Here is a 19,370-nt window from a genome sequence, read left to right on the forward strand (position 1 = left end):
GTGAAAGAATGAATAGAAAACAGAAAAGAATTGATAAATGGTTAGTGGGTATTTTAACACTGGCTGTAGCCTTAAACTTTATGAATATATGGGAAGATGAATATGTCAATCCATATTACACCTCAGCTGTCAAAAGCATGATGCAAAATTTACATAACTTCTTTTTTGCATCGTTTGATCCAGCTGGGTTCGTAACGGTGGATAAGCCGCCCGTTGCGTTTTGGATTCAAACGATTAGTGCTAAGATTTTTGGCTTTCACGGTTGGAGTGTGATTTTGCCTCAGGCTTTAGCAGGAGTAGGATCAGTTATCTTGCTATACGTCATGATAAAAAAAATATTTGGTGTAGCTGCGGGGCGAATAGCTGCCCTAACCATGGCTATAACGCCAATTGTTCCAGCCGTTAGTCGAACCAATAATATCGATAGTTTACTCGTTTTTATCCTATTAGTAGCAACGTGGATGCTATTTAAAGCAGTAGCCATGAAGAAACACCGCTGGCTGTTTCTAGCGTTTGTGCTCATCGGTGTTGGATTTAATATGAAAATGATGCAGGCTTATATGGTTTTACCAGCATTTTACTTATTTTACTGGCTAGCAGCAAAGATTGACTGGAAGAAGAAAATAGGCTTATTATCTGGAGCAACAGTACTACTAATTGTTGTATCGCTTTCATGGGCAACAATTGTGGACTTAATTCCAGAAGATAAAAGACCTTATATTGGAAGTAGTGAAACAAACTCAGTATTAGAGTTAGCGCTGGGTTACAACGGTATTTCGCGTTTGACAGGAGAAATGTCTAGTGGGGGTAGCAATGGACAAAATGAACAGCCGATACCTCCAAGCGGTAATATGCAAGATGAACCACCATTAGCAAACGAAGAGTTGCAAACTGGAGAAAATACAGCTGATTCAAGTGACAATGAAAATCAGCAAAACTCAAACTTAGATAGTGGACAAGACTTGAATTTTAAAAATGCACCAGGTGGCCAGTTCCCTCCACAAATGGACGGAGATAACAATGGTCCTGGTGGTGGAAACACTGGAAGATTTAATACAGGAACGCCTGGCGTGTTTCGCTTAATTCAAGACGGGCTGGCAGACCAGATTAGCTGGTTTTTACCACTAGCGATTGTAAGCATTATCGGTTTATTGAGTGGCGTAAGGCTAAAAGAAACCCTGAGCACGAAAGTTCTTCATACTATATTTTGGTTAGCGTGGTTAGTACCAGTAGCTTTGTTCTTTAGCATTGCAGGATTTTTCCATCAGTATTACCTTATCATGCTAGCACCGCCAATAGCAGCAGTAATAGGAGCAGGACTCCCGGTATTATGGAAGGCGTATCGTAAAAACGAGGGTTGGAAGTCGTGGCTGTTGCCGATAGGTATTGCATTAACAGCTGGGTTGCAGGTTAGCATTATGCTACCTGACAAGGAAACAATTGGTCTTACATTTATCTTGGTTGTAGGGATTATCGGTATTATATTGGCTTTAGCACTTGCGGTCATAAAGCAGCGCTCAGCAATCAATACGTATATGATGACAGCAGCACTTATTGTGCTTGTGATTGGTCCGCTTTACTGGGCAATGACACCAATTTTGTACGGTGGAAACAGCATGCTTCCAGAAGCAGGTCCAACGTCTTCCAAAGATGGCCAGCTGCCTCAAATAGATGATATGGCATTTCCAGGTGATGAACAAGATGTCTCAATGAACAATGACAATCAAGTAGGTACGAATGAAGCACCTAATGATGAAAAGAGTCCTACCAATAGAGAGAAAAGGAATGATGGTCCTGGAATGAACGGACAGGTTAATCAGTCTCTTCTTACGTTCCTTGAAAAAAATCGCAATGGAACAAAGTATCTATTTGCTACCCTTGATTCAACAACGGCAGCACCATATATCATTGAAACGGGCGAAGCCGTAATGACGATGGGAGGCTTTTCAGGAGCTGATTCCATTCTAACAGTGACAAAACTTGAAGAGCTTGTTGAAAGCGGAGATGTTCATTATTTCTTAATAGGAAATCGAGGAATGGGAGGAAACGCTGAGATTATTAGCTGGATTCAGGAAAACGGTACAGAGGTTTCTGCTGAAGAATGGCGAGAAAATGAGGATAATCAGCAAGTTGGTCCCGGTGGAGGGGCTTCCAAGCTTTATTATGTTGATATGGAAGGAGAAGAGTAAATGAGTGCAATTAAATATTCCATTGTCATTCCCGTTTATAACGAAGAAGAAGTTATTCATACAACCTACCATCGTTTAACAGAAGTGATGAAGTCCACGGGAGAAGCGTATGAGCTTCTCTTCGTGAACGACGGTAGCCGCGATAAAACAGCTGATATTTTAATTCAATATAGTCAACAAGACTCGTCAGTTATGCTGTTAGATTTTGCACGTAACTTTGGTCATCAAATTGCAATTACTGCCGGCATGGATTATGCCAAAGGAGATGCGGTTGTGGTGATTGATGCAGATTTACAAGATCCACCTGAATTGATTCTCCAAATGATTGATAAATGGAAGCAAGGTTACGACGTAGTCTATGCGAAGCGTACAAAGAGAAAAGGAGAATCGTACTTTAAAAAACATACCGCCGCCATGTTTTATCGATTACTGCGATCGATGACTGATATTGACATTCCTTTAGACACGGGAGATTTTCGCTTGTTAGATCGTAAAGTATGCGATCAAATGAAGCTATTACAAGAAAAGAATCGATTTGTGAGAGGTCTTGTGAGTTGGGTTGGTTTTAAGCAAATTGCCTTGGAGTATGAACGAGATGAACGAGCAGCAGGGGAATCAAAATATCCGTTGAAAAAGATGCTGAAATTATCGCTTGATGGTCTTACTTCCTTTTCATACAAGCCTTTAAAGCTAGCAACCTATACTGGCATAGCCTTATCTTTTATCGGCTTTGTCTATCTTATTATCGTTTTATATTTAAAGCTGTTTACGGACAACACAATTGCAGGGTGGTCATCTCTTATTGTTATTCAACTGTTATTTAGTGGCTTTATCTTAATGATTTTAGGAATGATTGGTGAATATATTGGGCGGATTTATGACGAAGCCAAAAATCGTCCGCTTTATATTGTGCGAAAAACATACAAGCAACAGCCGGTAAGAAAGTTTGCTCATCGTGAATAAAAAAGGTTTACTTGCATTTTCAAAATTTTCATCAGTTGGTGTCTTAAACACGATAATGGATTTAGGTGTCTACATGGTGCTCACGTCATTTGGCATGTACTATTTAATTGCTCAGTGTCTATCTTATGGAACTGGAGTTGCAAATAGCTATATGCTAAACAGAAAATGGACCTTTCAACGAAAAGAACCCTCAACGGCTAAGGAAGTGACTAAATTTTTAGCGGTCAATTTGGTTACATTCATTTGTAGTTCACTGATTTTATGGCTATGTCATGAATATGCCTCTTTTAATCTTTTTGTAAGTAAAGGGGCTGCAAGTATAGGTAGTTTAGGAATTAATTTCTTGTTAACAAATCGCTATGTGTTTACAAAAACAATGGAAGGAAGGGAACAATATGAACGTTAGAAAAGCTGTCATTCCGGTTGGAGGGTTAGGTACTAGGTTTCTACCAGCCACAAAAGCTATTCCAAAAGAAATGCTCCCAATCGTTGATAAGCCTGCCGTGCAGTATATTGTGGAGGAAGCAGTAGAAGCGGGCATTGAAAGCATTATTTTTATTACAGGTAAGCATAAAAAAGCAATTGAAGATCATTTTGATAAGTCAGTTCAATTAGAGCATCTGCTAGCGGAAAAAGGAAAGTATGAACTATTGGAAAATGTACAGCGTATTTCGAAAATGGCAAGCGTACATTATATCAGGCAGCAGGAGCCTCAAGGGCTTGGGCATGCCATTTTGTGTGCGGAGAAGTTTATTGGAGATGAACCTTTTGCAGTCTTGCTTGGTGACGATGTAATGGTAGGTGAAACGCCAGCTTTGAAGCAGCTTATAAAGACGTATGAAGAAGTAAATCAATCGGTGATTGGTGTTAAAGAAGTAAAGAAAGAAGATGTATCAAAGTATGGAATTATTAAAGCAAGCTCTGCGGTAGGGGATGTATATTCAGTCGAAGGTGTGGTAGAAAAGCCAAAGCTTGAGCAAGCACCTTCCAATGTAGCCATTATGGGAAGATATATCTTAACGCCTTCTATTTTTCAGTCACTAAAAAAAATTGAAAAAGGAGTAGGAAATGAATTACAATTGACAGATGCAATAAATGATTTATCTCAGTATGAACAGGTTTTTAGTGTGCGACTAAAAGGAAGTCGCTTTGACATTGGTGGTAAGTTTGGTTATTTACAGGCAATGATTGAAATGGCTTTAAAAAGAGAAGATTTACGGAATGTATTTTTACCTTACTTGCAGCAAATTGTTCAACAGGAGCAATGGAAAACAAGGTAAGAGCATTGTTCATATTCAATTCATATTTAATTTATATAATAAAGTCACATGATAAAGGATGATAATGGACGGGGGAAATAAAACGTGATTCAAATTTTAGTAGCAGATGATGATCAACATATTCGAGAATTGATGTTAGTTTATTTAGAAACACAAGGGTTTAAAGTGATTGAGGCCGGTGATGGAGAAGAAGCGTGGAAAAAGTTGGAGGAATTTAGAGTAGACTTGGCCGTGGTAGATATTATGATGCCTTATAAAGATGGCTGGGAATTAACAAGAGAGATTAAAGAATATTTTGATATACCTGTACTCATGGTAACGGCTAGAGGGGAAGCTCACGATAAGCTAAAAGGCTTTGACATTGGAACAGATGACTATGTTGTCAAGCCATTTAACCCTGAAGAATTAGTTGCTAGAGTAAAGGCACTTTTGAGAAGGTACCGAATTGAAGCAAGCAACATTATTCATATTGAAAATATACGATTGGATCGTAACAAGCTGGAAGTACATGTAGGTGAGTATGTCGAAAGCCTTCCTCTAAAAGAATTTGAACTCTTGTTTAAATTAGCCAGTTCACCTGGGAAAATCTTCACAAGAGATCAGCTTATCCAAAGTATTTGGGGCTATGATTACGAAGGGGATGAGCGAACTATTGATGTCCACATCAAAAGGGTGCGCGAGCGCTTAAATCAAAGTAGTCGTAAGGTGAACATTGAAATTAAAACTGTTCGAGGGCTAGGTTATAAACTAGAAGGGTGTTAATGTGAAGTCAATTTATTTGAAACTGGTGCTTTCCTTTATTATAACGATTGTACTAAGCGTTGTTATTACAATTACCATTACAACACTTTTAAGTAAAGACAGACTAGGTGATAAGTTAGAGCCAGATATGTTTCGGATGGGTGAGGAGTTCATTCAGCTATATGGCGCCAATGGTTCAGATGAAGCCGCTCGATTTTTATCCAATGCATCATTTATTCACTTTTCATTTATCATTGTTGATTCTGAATATAATAGAAGAGTATTAGGTGATCGAGGACCAACATTGCCCATTGACAAAAGTGTTGTAGACAATGTTTTGCAGGGAAATCGGTTCTCGACGGTTGAGAGTGAGCCCTCTAATAAACCAAAACCAAATATTGTGGGAATACCTTTTATTGAAAACGATCAGAGATATGCGTTATTTGTTCAGTCGCATCCTCAAAGGCAAATTTCCGTTATTCAAGACGTGCAGCTTATTCAGCTCATAAGCGTACTGTTTATCGGGATTATTTTATTTGCGTATGTTTCTACAATTCTTATCAAACCAATTCAACGGCTAAGTGGAGCGATGAAAAAAGTAGGGAAAGGAGATTATTCGGTTCAAGTTGAGCATGTATCTAGCGATGAAATTGGTTTGCTAACTCAAAATTTCAATCAAATGGCAAAAGAACTCAACAAAATTGAAACGATGAGACAAGAATTTATTGCGAGCGTCTCCCATGAAATTCAATCACCCTTAACTTCTATTAAAGGCTTTTCAAAAGCTTTAAAAGATAATATTGTGAGTGAAGATAAAAAGCAGCAATACTTAACCATTATTGAAAAAGAAAGTACAAGGCTTTCACAATTAAGCTCGAATCTTTTAAAACTAGCGTCATTAGATGCTGAGCATCATCCATTTCATCAAAAAACGTACGATTTGGATGAACAAATTCGTCATGTTATTTTGGCATTAGAGCCACAGTGGATAGGGAAGGGACTTGAAATTGAGCTCGATTTAGAAAAGGTTAAGATTGAAGGAGATGAAGAGCTGCTGGAACAGGTATGGCTTAACCTGCTTTCAAACAGTATTAAATATACTCATCAAAATGGAACGATTGCAGTTTCGATGTCTTCTGTAAACGAAGGGGTGACGGTTTCAGTAAAGGATACGGGTATTGGTATACATGAAGAAGATCAAACTTATATTTTCGAAAGCTTTTATACAGTAGATAAATCAAGGTCACTAAAAAGCAATGGATTAGGTCTTGCGATTTCTAAAAAAATTATTAACTTACATGAGGGATCAATTTCTGTTGAAAGTCGTATAAATAAAGGAAGTACGTTCACCGTATTTCTTCCCAATAAAAAGTCTCAAAGCACCTGAGTTTATACAAATGCTTTGAGGCTCTTTTAATTGGAGCGAGGAATACGAAAAGCAACGTCCACATGTTCAAAACCAATGCGAGGATAGTATTCAACCGCGTTTGGCGCAGATAACAAAATGATAGCAGCTTGGTTAGTTGCTGCTTTTTTCACTTGCGCAAGGAGGGCCTTCCCAATTCCTTTTTGTTGATATTCTTTACATACGGCAAGGTCCGATACATAGCAGCAATAGCTAAAATCAGTTAGACAGCGAGCGACTCCAATTAGCTTTTCATCATCCCAAGCTGTAACTAGTAAGTTCCCATGATTAAGCATTTTCTGAATTCGAGTCAAGTCTTGAACAGGGCGATTGATACCAGAAGACGCAAAGACGTTAGTTAGTTGTTGGGCATTAATTGGCTGATTTACTTTATATGTGATGGTAGTTGACACATTTAAACCTCCTTTTAGTTACAATAGATAATACCATATTTTAACTAAAAGGAATATTCGAATTTTTAAATCCTACTTGACATATAGGTAAAGTATAAATAATATAATAACTATAGATTATTTGGAAAAATGAGATAGTTAATTTGCTGATCGGTCAACCGAAGGCTCATACTTTGTCAAAGTATGAGTTTTTTTTATCTCAACTCCAAATCGAGATGGTTAGGTGAGGAGGCATATGATGAGACTATCTTCTGCTCATATTACAAGTACTTATAGGTGTTGTTTTTTGCTGACAGTGTAAATAAATAAAAAGATAAAACCAAAGGAGAAGGATAAAATGGCAGCTATTACACAAGAAAAAATTGATTATATTGTGAAGTTATTAAGTGATATTAACTATGGTTCTGTACTAATTACATTGCATGACGGTCAAATTACGCAAGTAGACCATACGGAAAAGAATCGTTTTATAAAAGCAAAAGCATCTGCTTCTAAGTAAATAGTGAAACAGTAGAAAGGAGATGAACATGGAAAACTTATTGCGAAGTGCTGTAACTAAGCGAAAGAATGAGTTGATTCACCGCCTAATTAAAAGTGGGGTTTATAAAAAAGGAGACCAGCATTTATTTGAGCTAACATTGACAGAATTAGAGCACGTGTATCGAAGTTATTACCGAAATGAATAAAAAGTGAAAAAATCCGCTTTCTCTTGATGAAAGCGGATTTTTCTTATGTTATTAAAAGATATTTCAATTGTTCTACAAATAGTCATAAAATTAGTACCAGCTTATAATAACTCATGTTATAATGACGTATAAAACCATTTATTGAGGTGAATCAATGAAAAAATCAGCAGTGAAAATTACGGGCATTGGTACGTATGTACCTGAGAACCGATTGACTAACGAAGATTTGGAAGCATTAGTGGAAACAGATCATGAGTGGATTATTCAGCGAACTGGTATGAAAGAGCGTCGAATTGCAAGAAGCGATGAATATACATCCACATTAGCGATAAAAGCAATTGAAAATTTATTAGATAGATATGATGTAAACATTGAAGATGTAGATTGCATCATTGTAGCGACTACAACACCTGATTATTCCTTACCAAGCGTCGCAAGTCAAATTCAAGCACATTTTCAAATCAGCGAAACAGCGTCCTTTGATTTAAGTGCTGCGTGTGCTGGATTTACGTACGGACTTCATGTTGCAAATGGATTAATTACATCTGGAATACATAAAAAAGTAATCGTAGTGGGTTCCGAAGTGATGTCAAAGATTACGGACTATACAGATCGAACGACATGCGTTCTTTTTGGAGATGGAGCCGGTGCGATGATGCTTGAATATAATGAGCAAGACGCACACTTATTAGCCACGCACTATGGTACGGATGGAACGGGTGGGCAGCACTTATATCGTTCGAATTTATCTACGCATATTGGAGAAAAAGAGATTAATAGGTCAGGTTATCTTGTACAAAATGGCCGTGAAGTATATAAATTTGCAGCTCGTACCGTACCAAAAGGGGTGAAGAAACTGCTTGAAAAAGCAGGCTATCAACCAGGAGATGTTAATTGGTTTGTACCTCACAGCGCGAACTTACGCATGATTGAAACGATTAGTGCCAAACTGGGATTTTCAATGGACCAAACGTTAACTAGCGTACAGTATTGCGGAAACACATCATCGGCATCCATTCCTCTTGCTTTTGATTTAGGCATACAGGAAAAGAAGGTGAAGCAGGGAGATGTTGTTGCACTGTATGGCTTTGGTGGTGGCCTTACGCACTGCGGTGTATTGCTTACTTGGAATTGTATTGAAAAAAACTAGAGGTGAAAATCCTCTAGTTTTTTTATTGCCATTTTTCTTCTATAATCAAAATTATGGTAAAATATTCTTGGTGTTTTTTCTATAAAAGGTTTATCAAACCAAGCGGAATAAGGGGATGTTAATGAATCAACTTTTGTATATTGAAGATAATAAAGAAATTGCGCTACCAATTAAAACCATGTTAGAAAAACTAGGCTATCACATCATTTGGAAAGAAGACGGTGAGAGCGCGCTGTTGCATATTGAAGAAGTAGATTTGGTTATTTTAGATATTATGCTTCCAGGTTTAGACGGATTTTCAATTGGCAAGCGCTTGAAAAAACTAGCTTCAGATATTCCAATATTCATAGTATCAGCTCGAACGTCTTTAGAGGATAAAATTGAAGGTTTGGGCTTTGCTGATGATTATATTACCAAGCCATTTCATCCAGAAGAACTAGCCGCTCGGATTGAAGTATTATTACGACGATTTCAGCGACATAATCGAAATTTGTTAACAATCCATCATTTAAAGGTAAATCTTGATACGCAACAAATTGTAAATCAAGAAACAGCCCAAGAAATTTTATTAACAGGAAAACAATTTCAAATCTTTTATTACTTCTTACAACATTTAAATCAAATTTTAACCAAGGAACAAATTTATGAAGCGATTTGGAAAGAAGCGTATATAGAAGGTGATAAAACATTAATGGTTCACATTCGTTACCTTCGTGAAAAAATTGAAATCAATCCAGCTAAACCTCTTATTATTGAAACAATTAGAGGAATAGGCTATCGAGTAAAAGAGGCATGAAAAGTTATTCGTTATTGACCAAGTACGCCGTTATTATTATTCTCTCGTTAATTGTGGTGCCTGGAACATACTTTATCTTGAATTTTGTTTATCTCTTTCCTGTAGCCTTGTCAGAAGGGCTGTTAGATGAACCTTATAAAGGAAAGAGCTTTTACGAAGAAGCCGTTCATAAAGAGGCGCGTCAATTAGGTAACCAACCTGATAAGGTTATTCATGAACGTTTAAGTGTTTTCCATAAACAGTATCCAGAAGCACGTATCTTTTGGGTAGATGAGAATGGGGAGACACAGAATTCTATCCCAAAAGATATGGATATACCTAAAGCCTGGACGCCTGCCTACACGGTGGAATTTATGAAAGAAAGCTACGATTCAGACCCTTTTACGGTAGTTGCTTTTATTGGTACAGAGCAAAAAGAAGGCTTTTTAGTATTTCAAATAAATCAAGAGCTTTTAGAGTATCCGATGTTCCAGATAGATGATAAATACCGCAATCTTTATGAAGTACTTGTGCTAGCGATCATTGGCGTATTCTTTCTTCTCTCGTTATGGTTTTTCTTAAAAATCCGAAAGCGCTTAACAGCACTATCAAAGGTGATGCAAATTAAAGAGGGGAAAATCCCTAATTATGTTGATTCACCGGCTAATGATGAAATTGGAGAGCTTGAAAAAGCCTTTAATGAAATGGTGAGCGAATTAGAAAAGGCTAGAGAGAGAGAAGCAGAAGAAGCACGTATTCGACGTGAACTTATGACGAATCTATCACATGATATCCGAACGCCTTTAACAACCATTCGTGCACATGGATATAATTTAAAAGATGAAAACTTAACAAAAGATGGACAACAATCACTCAACATAATGAACGATAAGATTTCTTTTGTGAGTAGTTTAATTGAAAACTTGTTTTCTTATAATTTACTACAAAGTGGGAAGTACAGGTATCAACCAAAGGATGTTGATATTATAAAATTGCTTCGTACAGTCATTATTCAATGGTACCCTGTATTTGAAAACGAAGGGTTTGACATCCGTGTTCACTTTCCTGAACAGTCCGTTATTTGGTATATCGATTCTAATTGGCTCGAACGTATTATGGATAATTTATTTCAAAATGTAAAAAGGCACGCTCATAGCGGAAAGTTCTTTAGTATTAGTGTTGAAAGTACACAGGCAGAATCAATGATTATCATCTCCGATAAAGGTCCGGGCTTTAGAGAAAATTGTATGACCACGGAGTATGGAATTGGTCTAGGGGTTGTAGATGCAATGGTAAAAGAAATGGAGCTTGCATGGGAAATTGATACTTCTGATCAAGGTACAACTATAAAGATTATCCAAAGTAGTCATTAAAAAACAAGGCTTTGGCATAAGTAATTCAGCCCCTACTATACCTGAATAATTAAGAGTTCATAACTTTTAATTGTTCAGGCTTTTTGTTGTTGAGGAAAAAACAATTTGGAATAGGGTGGAATGGAACGAACTTGTTCAGTTAACAGAGATAGGATCAACTATTGTTCAACTTTTAGAAGCAATGATTTTGCTATATGCCAAACTCTTTTTATTGATTTACAAATCCATTGAAAAAAGTAGTGAAAAGAAGTGGAGTGTCTCGAACGCATGAAACGGTCCATTTTACACCTCACCTTCGTTTTTTAAACGAAATTTAAACAAAACAAACCGTTTGTTTAAGGTTGGCTTTCTATAATAAAAAGAGAGGTGAAGATATGAATATTATAAAAACGAGTCAGCTAGTGAAAGAGTTTAAAGGAAAAGCAGTTGTAAACAAGATTGATTTGACCGTTAGTGAAGGCGAAATTTATGGATTTTTAGGACCCAATGGTGCCGGCAAAACCACAACGATTCGAATGTTATTAGGATTAATGAAACCTACTTCAGGAAGTATTGAGCTGTTTGGGCGCAATATAAATGGCAATCACTTACACAGCTTGCGTCAAATTGGATCACTTGTCGAAAGCCCATCGTACTATGCGCACTTAACGGCTAGAGAAAATTTAGAAGTGCTTCGCATGGTTTTACAAGTCCCTAAGGCGAGAATTAATGAAGTGCTTTCAATCGTAAATTTATCAAAATACGCGGATCAACGAGTAAGTGGCTTCTCTCTGGGTATGAAGCAGCGATTAGGCATCGCGGCTTCCCTTTTAGGAAATCCCAAGCTGCTTATTTTAGATGAGCCAACAAATGGCTTAGATCCAGCAGGAATCCATGAAATTAGAGATTTAATTAAGCACCTTCCAAAAGAACACGGCGTAACGGTGTTAATTTCAAGCCATCTTTTGTATGAAATTGATCAAATAGCAACTCAGGTAGGCATTATTACGCATGGACAGATGATTTATAGCGGCAGTATTGAATCGCTACGTCAAAAAGCTAAGAAAAGGATTTGGCTCAATACAAGTGATGAAAATAAAACTAAAAGCTTGCTGTTAGCAAGTGGTTGTGTACCTACTTATGAAAATAATCGAATTTTTATCCCCTATATGGAAAATGAAAAAGTAGCTTCAGCGATAAGAAATCTTGTTCAAAACGGTATATCCATTTATCGAGTTGGTGAGCAAGAGCACTCCTTAGAGGATATTTTCTTACAGCTAACGACTGGAGGGATTCAGCATGCTACGAATATTACTGCAGGCTGAGCTGTTAAAGATAAAGAGAAAAGTACTATGGTTACTCGTTTTCTTAGGTCCGTTTGGGGTCGTGAGCCTGCAAGTAGTGAACTATGGTGTCCGAAAAGATTATTTGCTTTCACAAGAACCGGATGCTTGGAAAGGATTAATGCATGAGGTTAATATCTTTATACCAACCGTTGTTATTTTAGGCGCAACAATTTTGACAACGCAACTAGCAGCAGTCGAGTATGACAAAAGTTCGTGGAAACAACTTCTTAGTCTTCCTATAAAAAGAAATATGCTGTATGTAGCAAAGTTTTTAATTGTTTTATGTATGCTATTTATATCTTCTTGTTTATTATTCGTAGGAACCTATCTAGTTGGTTTAGGATTTGGATTTGGTCAACCTAATTCTATAAGCAAATTGATTTTAAACAGTTTTTATCCTTTTTTTGCTGTAATACCTGTAGTAGCAACTCAGCTTTGGATTGCAATTTTGTACCAAAACCAAAGCAAGGCATTATCTTTAGGAATTATGATGGGCGTATTTATCTTGTATGCTGGCGACATGCCGTTTTGGTTTATTTGGCAGTGGCCAAGCTTAATTTTTACTGACTTTCCTCAATTGTATATGGTAATGGGAGTTATAGTAGGAACACTATTTTGCTTTTTAGGAGCTCTACATTTTCAAAGAAAGGATGTGAAGTAAATGGCGATATGGGATTTAGTAAGAGTAGAAGTTTATAAAATGTATAAATCAAAGATGACAATTCAGCTTATTATTGTAAGTCCCCTTATAGCTGCAATGATTGCGTTTCAAGGTAGTGATAAGGAATTTGTACCCAATCATCAATGGTTAACACCGCTCGTTTTAATGTGCTTTATGCATAGCTTATTTTTACTTCCGTTATTCACAGGTGTGCTAGCATCCCTAAGCTGCAAACATGAACATGATAATGGGGGATGGCGCAGATTTTTAACACTTCCAGTTAAGAGAAGTCAAGTATACTTAAGTAAATTTATTACTATTATTCTATGTACGGCATGTATTCAGCTCCTCTTTTTTATTAGTTGGATTCTAGTAGGTAAAGTTACTGGCTATACGGATCCAATGCCTCTTTTTAAAATGACGGGAATTGTTGTGAGCGGTTGGATAGCTACGTGGCCTATAGCTGCCTTTATGCTTTTTATGGCAACAAAATTTACAAGTTTTGGAGCAGTGCTAGTAATTAATGTGATTTGTACACTTCCTAATTTGATGGTTGTAAACTCACAGAGGTTTAATCCATGGTATCCATGGGTACAGCCTTTTCTCGGTATGATGCCCCAAGATGATGGTATTTTTCAATTTTTATTCTTTACGCCAACAACATTACTCATTACTGTTTTAGGAAGCTTTATTTTCTTTTTCCTCAGTGGATTAACCTATTTTAAACATAAAGCTATCTAAATGGTGAAAAAACCCTTCTATTATATATAGAAGGGTTAGCCTGCTTTGGGTAAAGTAAAGCCGAGACCAAATACATCCCGTACATCATGCACGACAACAAATGCTTGGTCGTCCACTTTATGAATAATTCGTTTTAGCTCTAAAAGCTCTTGTTTGTTAATCACAATATAGAGTACTTGTTTGGCTTCTTTTGTATAGCTGCCGTGAGCTGTGAAAACAGTAACGCCACGCTCCATTTTGCTATTAACTTGTTCAGCAACTTCGTTTGAACGAGTTGAAATTATCGTTACCGCTTTGCGAGGATTCAATCCTTCAATAATATAGTCAAGCACCTTCGTACCAATGTAGAGGGCGATAACGGTATACATCGTTTTCTCTCCTCCAATTACAAAGTAGGCACTTCCTACAACGACTAAATCAATTGCAAGCATAGTTCTACTAATATTCCAATCGAAGTATTGGTTAGCCATTCGAGCAATAACCGCAGATCCACCTGAGGTTCCCCCACCTCTAAACACGAGGCCAAGACCAATTCCAACAAATAAACCAGCAAAGATGGCACCTAAAAGCGTATCGTCCAGCGGTGTTCCTGCTTCTTCAGTTAGATGTAAAAAAACTGAAGTAGAGACAATAGAAAGTACCGTATAGACAATGACGCGCTTATGTAAAAGTTTATATCCAACCAAAACAAGCAGTCCATTGATAATAAAGTTTGTTATACTTGGAGACCACTGGAACAAGTAGTAGGTAATCATAGTAATCCCAGTTACGCCGCCTTCTGCAAGTTCATTTGGAATGGCGAAATAGTTGATACCAAGAGCAAAAATTAAGCTGCCAAGTAAAATTAATATAATTTCTTTTATTCGTTTTACCATCATATACATCTTCTTTCTATTGTATTAATTTCATTCTGACGAAACTATCTCCATGACAATGTATTATATCAAGGAGACTACTGGAATGAAAGACTAGTTTTTTAAAAACGAAAGGTAAATCTTTTGACACGCTGAACTTCATATGGAAGAATGAAAAAGTTATAAAATAAATGAAGTATCCTAGGATAAATAAACATAATTTCTTCTTTACAAAAAGAACGTATGTTCGTTAATATGGATAATGAAAGGGGAGAGGAAATTGTATCAAGAAGAGCTAAAAGAATATGCAAAGCTTTTGATGCCGGAGCATGTAGAACAGATGAAAGAAATTTATCGTTCTCACTTAAAATTAGAGGCGCCACCAGTACGAACAAAAGGTAGAGAAGTTATTAGTCAAATCCTTCATACAGCGTGCGAACAACATCAGCTAGTTAATCTACACGTTTATGAAGGAAGCAGCATTCGAAAGTACAATCGCGTGACGATTGATTGTATTGATCAGCAATCAAACCGCCTGTTAGCAACGGGTCCTTATTATACATATTCTATTCGGGAAAGCTTTGTGGTTAACGCAATGCTTTGCATAGATTGAGCTACTTCAACTTTGAAGTAGCTTTTATTATATTCAGTGGCTTTGTATCTTTTTTAGAGGCTCTGCATATACTGATAAAAAAGCTTACGGCAGCACGAGAGAGTAATGAGTGTAGAAGTGTTCCGTAGCCATGTCAAGAAGAAGGGGAAAGCTATGCAAAATGAAAAAAGTCAAGTGAGAGAAATTGAGTTAACGCAGTTTATTAAAAGAAGGCTCGTTCGCTTTGCATCTAGTTTAGCTATTTCGTCAGCGCTAGCATCCATTTTATATATGTTGCTGTTTTTATTTAAATAACGAACTTCCCAATGGTTGTCCAAAAAAATGGACAACTTTTTGGTGTGGACAAATTTAAGTGGACAAACTCTATTTATCATAAAACAGTCATAAACGTTCAAAATTGACAGGTTTAGTAATTGATATGACCGTTTTATAACGTTTGGTTATAATAATCCACTTCATTATAAGTATACTGGAGTCTACATATTGAAGCACTTCCGTTAATTGTAAGTTTTAATTAAAAAACTTAAAAAAGTGAATGAATCTGATTTTTTATGATTGATTTTGATTGATTTGCATGTTAAAGTAAAACCATGAAAGATAAATGAAAACGCTTTTTTGGAAAAGGAGTCACGTTATGCTAACACCTGAAAGGCATCAGCTAATGTTAAAGCTTTTAAAAGAAAAAGAGCTTGTTAAAGTGCAGGAATTTATTGAAGTGACCGGTGCCTCTGAGTCCACAATACGTCGAGACTTAAGTCAATTAGAAGAGGAGCAGCTGCTTAAACGTGTTCATGGTGGTGCTTCATTAATTCAGAAAAAGCGAATTGAACTAAGCGTCATAGAAAAAGCTGATAAAAATGTAGAAGACAAACAAAGAATTGCTGAATACGCATCTTCACTTATCCATGAAGGCGATTGCATCTTTTTAGATGCCGGAACGACAACATATGAAATGATTCCATTTTTAAAGCAAAAAGATGTAGTTGTTGTAACAAATGGACTTATGCATTTAAATTTAATGCTTGAAGAAGGTATTAATCTTTATCTAACAGGTGGTGCTGTCAAACATAAGACTGGAGCTTTAATTGGAAACGGTGCGCTTTTAAGTTTAGAGCAGTATCGCTTTGATAAATGCTTTATGGGAGCAAACGGAATTCATCATCAATATGGATACACAACACCGGATCCTGAGGAAGCGCTCATTAAACAAACAGCGATGAAGTTATCTCAAGAGTCCTATATTCTAGCAGACTCAACAAAGTTTTTTGAAACCAGCTTTGCTAAAATAGCAGACCTACATGCAGCAACTGTTATTACAAATGAGCTACCGCAAGAGGTGCTTGTACAATATGCAAACAAAACAGACATAAAGGTTGTGAAATTATGATCTATACATGTACGTTAAACCCTTCAGTTGATTACATTGTACATGTAACAGACTTTCAAGAAGGCGAATTAAACAGAACAACAAGCGAAGTAAAGTTTCCCGGTGGAAAAGGGATTAATGTGTCTCGCGTGTTGAAACGATTAGGCGTTGAAAACAAAGCGCTTGGCTTTATCGGTGGGTTTACTGGAACTTATATCGAAGATTATTTAAAAGAGGAAGAAATTAAAACAGCTTTTACAAAGGTCAATGAAGATACTCGCATTAATGTAAAACTAAAAACAAAAGCTGAAACAGAAGTAAATGGACAAGGTCCTACGATTTCGGAAGCAGCTCTTCAGGAGCTTTTACAGCAAATCGCTCAGATGAAAGAGCAGGATATGCTCGTGTTGGCAGGGAGTATTCCGAAAACGCTTCCAAAAAATATTTATGAAACGATTGCACAACAAGCGACTGCTAAAGGTGTAAAAGTTGTGGTGGATGCAAGTGGGAAAACGCTTCTAGATGTAGTAAAGCATAACCCATTTTTCATTAAGCCAAATCACCACGAGCTTGGCGAATTATTCAACGTTGAGGTAAGCGGAGTGGAAGATGCAATTCAATACGGTCAAAAGCTAGTGGAAATGGGAGCAGAAAACGTAGGAGTTTCCATGGCTGGGGATGGAGCACTGCTGATTACAAAAGATGCGGTGTACCGAGCAACTGCACCAAAAGGAAATGTTAAGAATTCAGTTGGAGCAGGTGACTCACTCGTAGCGGGCTTTTTAGCAGCTTACACAAAAGAAAATGACTTACTTGAGGCATTCCGTACAGGTGTGGCATCAGGTAGTGCTACAGCTTTTTCACTTGAACTATGTGAAAAAAGCTATGTAGAAGAATTATTAGAACAAGTTTCAATTACAAAGATAAAGTAGGGGGAAACGAGAATGAGAATTACAGAGCTATTAAAAAAAGACACAATCATTCTTGATCTACAAAGCTCATCCAAAGCAGATGTTATTGATGAGCTAGTTGGCAAACTGGATGAAGCAGGTCGTTTAAACGATCGTGAAGGATATAAACAAGCAATTTTAAACCGTGAATCCCAAAGTACAACAGGAATTGGTGAAGGAATTGCGATTCCACACGCAAAAACAAGTTCGGTAAAGACGCCAGCGATTGCGTTTGGACGCTCAAAAGAAGGGCTTGATTACGAATCACTTGATGGTCAGCCGGCACACTTATTCTTCATGATTGCAGCGAGTGAAGGAGCAAATAATGCACACTTAGAAACGTTATCGCGCTTATCGACGTTACTAATGGATACAGATTTCCGTCAGTCATTATTAAGTGCTGCGTCGATTGATGAAGTTATCCAGTTAATTGATGATAAAGAAACTGAGAATGAACAGCCAGAAGAAGAAGTGGATACAAAGTCAGATGATGAGCTAGTTTTAGCAGTTACGGCTTGTCCAACGGGTATCGCCCACACTTATATGGCAGCAGATAGTTTAAAAGCAAAAGCAAAAGAAATGAACGTTACGATTAAAGTTGAGACAAATGGTTCCAGTGGAATTAAGAACGCGTTAACAGCTGAAGAAATCGAAAAAGCAACAGCGATTATCGTAGCAGCTGACAAACAGGTTGAAATGGCTCGTTTCGCCGGCAAAAAGGTTATTCAAGTGCCAGTAGCACAAGGGATTCGTAAACCAGAAGAGTTAATTAATCGAGCGCTTAAAGGAGATGCACCTGTTTATAGCGGTGACGGTGGTAAATCTGAGAATGATTCTTCTGGAAGCTCGGAGCGTAAAGGGTTTTATAAACACTTAATGAGCGGTGTATCTGCAATGCTTCCATTCGTAGTAGGAGGCGGGATTTTAATTGCCATCTCGTTCATGTTTGGAATTGATGCAGTTAAACCCGATGATCCAACCTATAATGCATTTGCAGCAGCATTAAATACAATTGGTGGCGGTAACGCATTTGGCTTAATGATTCCAGTCTTAGCTGGTTTCATCGCGATGAGTATTGCTGATCGTCCAGGTTTAGCACCAGGTATGGTCGGTGGTTTAATGGCCTCTACTGGTCAAGCAGGTTTTTTAGGTGGATTAATCGCAGGTTTCTTAGCGGGTTATATCGTACTTGGGCTGAAAAAGTTATTCAGTCGTTTACCACAGGCTTTAGATGGCATTAAGCCAGTTCTTTTATATCCATTATTTGGTATATTTGTTACTGGAATGATCATGCTTTACGTCATTATTGATCCGGTTAAAGCAATCAATGATGGATTAACACAGTGGTTGAGTGGGTTTGAAACGGGTAACTTAGTACTATTAGGAATTATCTTAGCTGGTATGATGGCCATTGACATGGGTGGTCCAATCAACAAAGCGGCATTTACGTTTGGTATTGCGATGATTGATGCAGGAAACTTTGGCCCTCATGCTGCAATTATGGCTGGTGGTATGGTTCCTCCATTAGGCTTAGCGTTAGCAACGACAATCTTCAAAAATAAATTTACGCAACAAGAACGTGAAGCAGGAAAAACATGTTACGCGCTGGGAGCTTCATTTATTACAGAAGGAGCTATTCCATTCGCAGCAGCAGATCCAGGTCGCGTAATTCCAGCAGCGGTTATTGGTGCAGCAGTAGCGGGTGCATTAACAATGGTATTCGGCATTGGTTTACCAGCTCCTCACGGTGGCATTTTCGTAATTGGTGTAGTAGAAGGTAACCCATTCTTATACGCACTAGCTATTATTATCGGTGCAGTTGTAACGGCTCTACTTGTTGGAGTATTGAAAAAGAAAAAAACAGTTTAAAAGCTGAAACCTCCTG

Annotated in this window: 21 protein-coding genes; 19 read left to right on the forward strand and 2 right to left on the reverse strand. The window is 37.4% G+C overall.

Annotated elements, in window-relative coordinates:
• The first annotated feature begins 8 nt into the window (after nt 1-8).
• The 6 genes from NIZ91_08760 to NIZ91_08785 all read left to right on the forward strand — a co-directional run bounded on the left by NIZ91_08760 (nt 9) and on the right by NIZ91_08785 (nt 6,560).
• Nucleotides 9-2,189, forward strand: a complete 2,181-nt coding sequence (locus tag NIZ91_08760; GenBank protein ID USY56726.1) for a glycosyltransferase family 39 protein — start codon at nt 9-11, stop codon at nt 2,187-2,189.
• Nucleotides 2,190-3,152: a glycosyltransferase family 2 protein gene (locus NIZ91_08765; protein USY56727.1), complete on the forward strand. Its 963-nt coding sequence runs from the start codon at nt 2,190-2,192 to the stop codon at nt 3,150-3,152.
• Nucleotides 3,145-3,558, forward strand: coding sequence for a GtrA family protein (locus tag NIZ91_08770; GenBank protein USY56728.1), 414 nt, complete (start codon nt 3,145-3,147; stop codon nt 3,556-3,558). Before NIZ91_08765 ends, NIZ91_08770 begins: the two co-directional genes overlap by 8 nt.
• Nucleotides 3,548-4,432, forward strand: a complete 885-nt coding sequence (galU, locus tag NIZ91_08775) for a UTP--glucose-1-phosphate uridylyltransferase GalU (protein USY56729.1) — start codon at nt 3,548-3,550, stop codon at nt 4,430-4,432. Before NIZ91_08770 ends, galU begins: the two co-directional genes overlap by 11 nt.
• 84 nt (nt 4,433-4,516) lie before the next feature.
• Nucleotides 4,517-5,194, forward strand: coding sequence for a response regulator transcription factor (locus NIZ91_08780; GenBank protein USY56730.1), 678 nt, complete (start codon nt 4,517-4,519; stop codon nt 5,192-5,194).
• Between the two features lies 1 nt (nt 5,195).
• On the forward strand, nt 5,196-6,560 hold the full coding sequence (locus NIZ91_08785) for a HAMP domain-containing histidine kinase (protein ID USY56731.1): 1,365 nt from the start codon (nt 5,196-5,198) through the stop codon (nt 6,558-6,560).
• A gap of 26 nt (nt 6,561-6,586) precedes the next feature.
• On the opposite strand, the gene NIZ91_08790 is transcribed toward NIZ91_08785, so the two are convergent.
• Nucleotides 6,587-6,991 carry a GNAT family N-acetyltransferase gene (locus tag NIZ91_08790; GenBank protein USY56732.1) on the reverse strand — a complete coding sequence of 135 codons (405 nt, stop codon included), beginning with the start codon at nt 6,989-6,991 and terminating at the stop codon, nt 6,587-6,589.
• A 337-nt stretch (nt 6,992-7,328) separates the two neighbouring features.
• On the opposite strand from NIZ91_08790, the gene NIZ91_08795 reads away from it, so the two are divergent.
• From NIZ91_08795 to NIZ91_08830, 8 genes are all read left to right on the forward strand, one after another.
• A complete protein-coding gene (locus NIZ91_08795) occupies nt 7,329-7,490 on the forward strand; it encodes a YezD family protein (protein USY56733.1) in 162 nt (53 codons plus the stop codon).
• Between the two features lie 28 nt (nt 7,491-7,518).
• Entirely contained in the window at nt 7,519-7,677 is a 159-nt protein-coding gene (locus NIZ91_08800) for a Fur-regulated basic protein FbpA (GenBank protein USY56734.1), read from the forward strand.
• Nucleotides 7,678-7,831: 154 nt separating this feature from the next.
• Complete coding sequence (locus NIZ91_08805) at nt 7,832-8,827, forward strand: ketoacyl-ACP synthase III (GenBank protein USY56735.1); 996 nt, start codon at nt 7,832-7,834, stop codon at nt 8,825-8,827.
• Nucleotides 8,828-8,948: 121 nt separating this feature from the next.
• Complete coding sequence (locus NIZ91_08810; protein USY56736.1) at nt 8,949-9,623, forward strand: response regulator transcription factor; 675 nt, start codon at nt 8,949-8,951, stop codon at nt 9,621-9,623.
• The gene (locus NIZ91_08815; GenBank protein ID USY56737.1) at nt 9,620-10,975 is read left to right on the forward strand and encodes a HAMP domain-containing histidine kinase; all 1,356 of its coding nucleotides are present in this window, start codon (nt 9,620-9,622) and stop codon (nt 10,973-10,975) included. Before NIZ91_08810 ends, NIZ91_08815 begins: the two co-directional genes overlap by 4 nt.
• A 374-nt stretch (nt 10,976-11,349) precedes the next feature.
• Nucleotides 11,350-12,279: an ABC transporter ATP-binding protein gene (locus tag NIZ91_08820; protein USY56738.1), complete on the forward strand. Its 930-nt coding sequence runs from the start codon at nt 11,350-11,352 to the stop codon at nt 12,277-12,279.
• Nucleotides 12,254-12,961: an ABC transporter permease gene (locus tag NIZ91_08825; protein ID USY56739.1), complete on the forward strand. Its 708-nt coding sequence runs from the start codon at nt 12,254-12,256 to the stop codon at nt 12,959-12,961. The genes NIZ91_08820 and NIZ91_08825 overlap by 26 nt, the downstream gene beginning before the upstream one ends.
• Nucleotides 12,962-13,702 (forward strand): ABC transporter permease, encoded by a 741-nt coding sequence (locus tag NIZ91_08830; GenBank protein ID USY56740.1) that lies wholly within the window; start codon nt 12,962-12,964, stop codon nt 13,700-13,702. It begins immediately after the preceding gene.
• A 35-nt stretch (nt 13,703-13,737) separates the two neighbouring features.
• Here the strand turns inward: NIZ91_08830 and NIZ91_08835 are convergent, their stop codons facing one another.
• Nucleotides 13,738-14,577: a YitT family protein gene (locus tag NIZ91_08835; protein ID USY57126.1), complete on the reverse strand. Its 840-nt coding sequence runs from the start codon at nt 14,575-14,577 to the stop codon at nt 13,738-13,740.
• 259 nt (nt 14,578-14,836) lie between these two features.
• Between NIZ91_08835 and NIZ91_08840 the strand changes: the two genes are divergently transcribed.
• The 5 genes from NIZ91_08840 to NIZ91_08860 all read left to right on the forward strand — a co-directional run bounded on the left by NIZ91_08840 (nt 14,837) and on the right by NIZ91_08860 (nt 19,354).
• Complete coding sequence (locus NIZ91_08840; protein ID USY56741.1) at nt 14,837-15,169, forward strand: YolD-like family protein; 333 nt, start codon at nt 14,837-14,839, stop codon at nt 15,167-15,169.
• Nucleotides 15,170-15,322: 153 nt separating this feature from the next.
• Complete coding sequence (locus NIZ91_08845) at nt 15,323-15,463, forward strand: hypothetical protein (GenBank protein USY56742.1); 141 nt, start codon at nt 15,323-15,325, stop codon at nt 15,461-15,463.
• A 340-nt stretch (nt 15,464-15,803) separates the two neighbouring features.
• Entirely contained in the window at nt 15,804-16,556 is a 753-nt protein-coding gene (locus NIZ91_08850) for a DeoR/GlpR family DNA-binding transcription regulator (GenBank protein USY56743.1), read from the forward strand.
• Nucleotides 16,553-17,467, forward strand: a complete 915-nt coding sequence (gene pfkB, locus NIZ91_08855; GenBank protein USY56744.1) for a 1-phosphofructokinase — start codon at nt 16,553-16,555, stop codon at nt 17,465-17,467. Before NIZ91_08850 ends, pfkB begins: the two co-directional genes overlap by 4 nt.
• Nucleotides 17,468-17,479: 12 nt before the next feature.
• A complete protein-coding gene (locus tag NIZ91_08860) occupies nt 17,480-19,354 on the forward strand; it encodes a fructose-specific PTS transporter subunit EIIC (protein USY56745.1) in 1,875 nt (624 codons plus the stop codon).
• Nucleotides 19,355-19,370: the final 16 nt, after the last annotated feature.

Source organism: Bacillus sp. 1780r2a1, assembly GCA_024134725.1.
Lineage (GTDB): Bacteria > Bacillota > Bacilli > Bacillales > Bacillaceae_H > Priestia > Priestia aryabhattai_A.

Excerpts from the sequence above, each read along its gene's own strand:
- NIZ91_08765 (USY56727.1), top strand. The coding sequence starts at position 2,190 with ATGAGTGCAATTAAATATTCCATTGTCATTCCCGTTTATAACGAAGAA.
- NIZ91_08835 (USY57126.1), bottom strand. The coding sequence starts at position 14,577 with ATGGTAAAACGAATAAAAGAAATTATATTAATTTTACTTGGCAGCTTA.
- NIZ91_08850 (USY56743.1), top strand. The coding sequence starts at position 15,804 with ATGCTAACACCTGAAAGGCATCAGCTAATGTTAAAGCTTTTAAAAGAA.
- NIZ91_08810 (USY56736.1), top strand. The coding sequence starts at position 8,949 with ATGAATCAACTTTTGTATATTGAAGATAATAAAGAAATTGCGCTACCA.
- NIZ91_08815 (USY56737.1), top strand. The coding sequence starts at position 9,620 with ATGAAAAGTTATTCGTTATTGACCAAGTACGCCGTTATTATTATTCTC.
- NIZ91_08860 (USY56745.1), top strand. The coding sequence starts at position 17,480 with ATGAGAATTACAGAGCTATTAAAAAAAGACACAATCATTCTTGATCTA.
- NIZ91_08820 (USY56738.1), top strand. The coding sequence starts at position 11,350 with ATGAATATTATAAAAACGAGTCAGCTAGTGAAAGAGTTTAAAGGAAAA.
- NIZ91_08805 (USY56735.1), top strand. The coding sequence starts at position 7,832 with ATGAAAAAATCAGCAGTGAAAATTACGGGCATTGGTACGTATGTACCT.
- pfkB (USY56744.1), top strand. The coding sequence starts at position 16,553 with ATGATCTATACATGTACGTTAAACCCTTCAGTTGATTACATTGTACAT.
- NIZ91_08760 (USY56726.1), top strand. The coding sequence starts at position 9 with ATGAATAGAAAACAGAAAAGAATTGATAAATGGTTAGTGGGTATTTTA.
- NIZ91_08825 (USY56739.1), top strand. The coding sequence starts at position 12,254 with ATGCTACGAATATTACTGCAGGCTGAGCTGTTAAAGATAAAGAGAAAA.
- NIZ91_08800 (USY56734.1), top strand. The coding sequence starts at position 7,519 with ATGGAAAACTTATTGCGAAGTGCTGTAACTAAGCGAAAGAATGAGTTG.
- NIZ91_08795 (USY56733.1), top strand. The coding sequence starts at position 7,329 with ATGGCAGCTATTACACAAGAAAAAATTGATTATATTGTGAAGTTATTA.
- galU (USY56729.1), top strand. The coding sequence starts at position 3,548 with ATGAACGTTAGAAAAGCTGTCATTCCGGTTGGAGGGTTAGGTACTAGG.
- NIZ91_08845 (USY56742.1), top strand. The coding sequence starts at position 15,323 with ATGCAAAATGAAAAAAGTCAAGTGAGAGAAATTGAGTTAACGCAGTTT.
- NIZ91_08830 (USY56740.1), top strand. The coding sequence starts at position 12,962 with ATGGCGATATGGGATTTAGTAAGAGTAGAAGTTTATAAAATGTATAAA.